Annotated in this window: 5 protein-coding genes; 3 read left to right on the top strand and 2 right to left on the bottom strand. The window is 47.6% G+C overall.

Annotated features, from left to right (window positions below; genetic code table 11):
* The first annotated feature begins 872 nt into the window (after positions 1-872).
* Positions 873-1,739 (top strand): hypothetical protein, encoded by an 867-nt coding sequence (locus ACKTSG_RS13740; protein ID WP_407895552.1) that lies wholly within the window; start codon positions 873-875, stop codon positions 1,737-1,739.
* Positions 1,739-2,428 carry a hypothetical protein gene (locus ACKTSG_RS13735; RefSeq protein ID WP_407895550.1) on the top strand — a complete coding sequence of 230 codons (690 nt, stop codon included), beginning with the start codon at positions 1,739-1,741 and terminating at the stop codon, positions 2,426-2,428. The genes ACKTSG_RS13740 and ACKTSG_RS13735 overlap by 1 nt, the downstream gene beginning before the upstream one ends.
* Positions 2,429-2,528: 100 nt before the next feature.
* Here ACKTSG_RS13735 and ACKTSG_RS13730 read toward each other — a convergent pair whose 3' ends face one another.
* The gene (locus ACKTSG_RS13730; RefSeq protein WP_407895548.1) at positions 2,529-3,029 is read right to left on the bottom strand and encodes a thiol peroxidase; all 501 of its coding nucleotides are present in this window, start codon (positions 3,027-3,029) and stop codon (positions 2,529-2,531) included.
* An 89-nt stretch (positions 3,030-3,118) separates the two neighbouring features.
* On the opposite strand from ACKTSG_RS13730, the gene ACKTSG_RS13725 reads away from it, so the two are divergent.
* On the top strand, positions 3,119-3,583 hold the full coding sequence (locus ACKTSG_RS13725) for a flavodoxin family protein (RefSeq protein ID WP_407895546.1): 465 nt from the start codon (positions 3,119-3,121) through the stop codon (positions 3,581-3,583).
* A 169-nt stretch (positions 3,584-3,752) separates the two neighbouring features.
* On the opposite strand, the gene ACKTSG_RS13720 is transcribed toward ACKTSG_RS13725, so the two are convergent.
* The coding region (locus ACKTSG_RS13720; RefSeq protein ID WP_407891817.1) for a transposase at positions 3,753-4,005 on the bottom strand (253 nt) is incomplete at its 5' end.

Here is a 4,005-nt window from a genome sequence, read left to right as displayed (position 1 = left end):
ATCGGCTAAGCGCACCCACTCATTATTTGGACTGAGCGGTGTACTCAGACCGCAACCAAAGGATTCAAAAGAGAGTTGGTGGGGACTTTGACGATAAACCATGGATAAAACCTCCGAGTGAATTTCATAAATGCATGGGAAATGTCCGAAAACCGACATTTCGTATGTATTTATTATAAGACAGTAACGTCTTAAAATCACTAGTATCAGTCACTACGCGTTTTTGAACAGCCACTACATAGTGTAAGGGTACACTGAACCATTCGCAGTGACAACCGCTTTGGAAATGAATTTCATTAAAATCGTTAATAGGCGCACAAAATCCACGAAATGAGTTTTCATTTCGTGGACCTGTGGCTTTAACGCCGATTCAATTACGATCATGCAGTGACTGATGTATCAAGTGCGTGTCTGCGCAACCGCCACTTCTTAGGCTTTGGCCGCTTTCAGAACTAGTCAGCGATGCATTCGCTTTTCGTCCACAGGCGTCACTTGCTTCTCGTGTTACCACGAGGCAAATCGTCCATTCACACCTGGTATGAGTCCGAGAGGGGACCCTTATGTGCCGGCACGACTGATGCTGAGACCCACTGCCATCAAACAGACTGGCTGTGTGGATCGATCTCACTCGGGTTTGCGGGGAACTGCCCCCCGTTGCGAAGTAGTACTGGTGACGTGCGCTAAGCCACCCCTTCCTCCTAGTATACGTTGATTATGATAACGCCTTCATAAATCATTGTCAAGTACTTTTTGATATTGAATTTCAAAAGTGAACTGAACGCAGGAAGCTGAGCAATCGTAAAAAAACGTGCTTCAAATTTGCCAGATCCAGAAGCACACCGCATACTCATGGCGAAAGGAGGAGTCAACTCATGGAAATAAGAAGTCGAGGCCGGTATTGGCTACAAGCGCGGACAATCGACGTCCAACGGCTCGGATTTATTTTACCTGATGGTCGTTTTCAGGAATTTAACGTCATGATTGTTGGGGCGTTGAATTTTGCCCGAGTCGATAAACACATTGCTTTAGGGTGGCCACCGCAAACCGTATTTGTCGAATTTAATGCTGAGTTTTTACGCGCTAGCGGCCAAATGGGTTATGCTAAACCGATTGCGATGGACGGTTTTTTAGTCAGGGCTTATTTGGTCGCAGGTTGGCGTGATCGCAAATTTGTTCAACAGGATCAAGCCAAAGTCCAACAGTTAGTGAGCGAAAATTTAACGGCGTGGTTAGCACGTGAACATCATCCCAAAATCGCGAATTGGGCGCAGCAAGTGGCGAGTTTGCAACCAGCAATTGATGCCTATGGGCAAAACGGGGTTGGGTTAGAACAAATTTTTGTGCGCTTGGAGAAACTTTTTGCCCATGCTGGCAAGCGTCAACAGCAACGCGTGAAAATGATGATCAACCACAATTGGGGATTGATCGCAGCGTTTGATCGGAAACTAGCGGCTCGTTTTCCAACCGGGTATTTATTGCGAGAAGTGCGGCATGTGACGCACTTTATGTATGGTGATGAACGTGATTTGGCCTTGAAGCTGATGCCAAACGATCCCAATTTAATGAAGCAGGCTGATTATTTGACCCAGATCCATCAACAACTGGCGGATTCTAAGGCCCAACAAGTAGCCCTTGGATCATCGTTTTATAATTCGCATTGGCTGGCAACTCAGCAAGCACTGCATCGAGCAGTATGGGATCTCGATCAATTGAAGGCATTTCATTTAGGAGGAAACTGATGGAAGGGCAAATTTCGAGTCACGTGTTGGGCGTTGAAGTCGTCAGTATTGTTAAAGCCGGACAAAGTATCGTGGTGCGAGTGATGAAACTCGCCATCGATTCAGTAGACCTTGATTGGACCCAAGAGCCTGATGACAATTCCAAAATCGCGATGATCCCGTTTGTTGATGTCTTTGCGCAACCGGTTGGAATCGGGGATGCGCTAAACATCACCGGCCAGTTTCAACTGCAACACATCCTACCAGCAACGGGCCAACAACGAATCATCAAGCAAAAGCAGTTGGCTGATCAGCGTTTAATGAGTAATTTGCAGCATTGGTTGAAACGCTTCGATAATCAGGATGAACATCGTGATTTTGAACGATTTATGACCCGTTTTTTAAATAATCAAATTGATTTTTCCGATTTAATGATTGCATTTGCCGAAATCCTCGGGGTTGATGATGTGGCGCATTCGCCGCGATTAAAAAAGTTGCAAACTAGCATGCAGTCTGGGTTAAAGCTACGCCAACACGTAAATCAACAAGCCCCACTGGTTTTGTGGGTGACCGAGGCTGAAATGATCGATTTTCAAAGCGATACCTCTGTTTCAAACGACGGCCCGTTGACGGTGATCCGCTTAGACGGACACTCGATCGATGAAAGTTGGGCCAAATGGCAACAGAAAATGATGGATTCAAAAAAATGACCTGTTGAAAGGGACTTGCCTGCTGGGCAGGTCCTTTTATCAGGCCAGTCATGAAGAAAACGACCCAGATCACCATAATCTGAGTCGTCACTGTTGAACCTTAATGTTGTTGATGGGCTTCCAAATAAGCCAGCGCACTGCCGTAATCCGGTTCTTGGGTTTGTTCCAGGATCAATTCGCGATAAGCAATGTGGCCATCAGGCGCGACGATCCATACTGAACGCGCGTCGGTATGGTTGTCGGCGACATAAAGCCCCATTGCCGTGCCGAAATTGGCATCATCATCGCTGAGCAACTGAATGTGATGCACGTCTTCAGCCGCACACCAATTGGCTTGTTGCGCCGTGGTGTTCGTGGAAATGGTATAGAAGCCGATGCCATCGAATTCATCCATCGCTTGGTTGAACTGTTTGGTTGAAATCGAGCAGACGCGGGTGTTGATATCTGGTACCACAGAAATCAAATTGTAGCGTCCAGTGAAATCAGCTGCGGACACTTCTTTGCCGTCAGCGTTGACCACACTGAAGTTTGGCAACGGGTGACCTAAGCTCGGTGGCGTGCCCACTGTATCTTGAGGGAGACCATGTCGTGTGATTTGCATCGCAATTCCTCCTTTTTCGTTAAGTCGAGTGTATCACGTTTGAGCCGCTTGCGGGTAATTTGGTATGCTGTCTATAAGAGGTGAGACTCATGCGCAAGATCAAGATCGTGTATCAATCACAAACTGGCTTCACGCAAGCCTTCGCCCAGCAACTCGCGCAGACGCTACACGCCGAGTTAGTCGATACCAAGTTAATCGCGGCAAAAGATTTCGAACACGTCGACGTCGTCATTTTTGGCGGACATGTTTCCGGTTGTGGCATCACCGGCTTCAAACGCTTTTATCGCCAATACGCGGATTTATTGCCGCAACACTTTCTGGTGTTTGGCACCGGGATTTTCCCGATGAGTTTGACCGAAGTGGAAAAACTCCAAGTTAAAAGCTTCAGTCGCTGTCACCAGCAACCCATTTTTCGCTACTTACAAGGCCGCCCAGAAGTCACTTTGCCTTGGCGTTTGCGGTTAAAACTCAAAGTCAAAGGTGGCAGCGATGCGGAAACCTCTGGTCTTGAAGCCGTGCGCCCAGTGCTTGAAGCCGTCGATCACTTGCTTTAACCTGGATTATTCACCTCGGTATTGGGGACATGAAATCGCATCTGGCCGGTCTGAAAGCAACGTTTGGAGCGTTGCGAATACTGACTGAGCGGAGAAGTTGGTGATCGATGCACCACGAACAGACCGACCCAGTTTTCGGCTCGACGCACGACCTATTCAGTTATTCAGTTCAGGTCGCCAACTGATGGACTTCGTCCATGAGCCGACTAAACCAGTTCTTGTAAACATAGTTAGAAGCAAGATGAATCACCACACGACGGGCGTGCCAAGTAATCCTACCGGCGATGTGAAAGAGACTGAACCGTAGCGAGGAGATGGTTGAACGACGGTCTTCCGAGACAAAGAGCTGTTTAAAGAGCTGAACCAGGTTATAGGCAATACCGGTGATCAAGGCTCGTGCAGTGTTCCGTGCAAAAGTTGAG

Origin of the sequence: Lacticaseibacillus salsurae, from assembly GCF_045862175.1 — a bacterium.
In the GTDB taxonomy this organism is placed as follows: domain Bacteria; phylum Bacillota; class Bacilli; order Lactobacillales; family Lactobacillaceae; genus Lacticaseibacillus; species Lacticaseibacillus salsurae.
Note: the sequence above shows the minus strand (reverse complement) of the source record. Positions and strands in the feature narration are given on the sequence as shown.